The organism is Segatella copri (assembly GCF_024330485.1).
Classification (GTDB): Bacteria; Bacteroidota; Bacteroidia; order Bacteroidales; family Bacteroidaceae; genus Prevotella; species Prevotella copri_L.
On the sequence record NZ_JANDWX010000116.1, the window covers coordinates 1 to 556 of the forward strand.

Below are 556 nucleotides of genomic sequence, written 5' to 3' on the forward strand. Positions count from 1 at the left end.
CCCCGAAGGGCGTCATTGTCTCCAAATCCTTCCTCTGCAATTCAAGCCCGGGTAAGGTTCCTCGCGTATCATCGAATTAAACCACATGTTCCTCCGCTTGTGCGGGCCCCCGTCAATTCCTTTGAGTTTCACCGTTGCCGGCGTACTCCCCAGGTGGGATGCTTAATGCTTTCGCTTGGCCGCTGACCTATTCAGACCAACAGCGGGCATCCATCGTTTACCGTGCGGACTACCAGGGTATCTAATCCTGTTCGATACCCGCACTTTCGAGCTTCAGCGTCAGTTGCGCTCCAGTGAGCTGCCTTCGCAATCGGAGTTCTTCGTGATATCTAAGCATTTCACCGCTACACCACGAATTCCGCCCACTTTGTGCGTACTCAAGGAAACCAGTTCGCGCTGCAGTGCAGACGTTGAGCGTCTACATTTCACAACACGCTTAATCTCCGGCCTACGCTCCCTTTAAACCCAATAAATCCGGATAACGCCCGGACCTTCCGTATTACCGCGGCTGCTGGCACGGAATTAGCCGGTCCTTATTCATAAGGTACATGCAAAA

General features: G+C 53.1%; 1 rRNA gene. It reads right to left on the reverse strand.

Annotated features, from left to right (window positions below):
- Positions 1–556 (reverse strand): 16S ribosomal RNA (locus tag NNC77_RS16620); the annotation flags it as partial.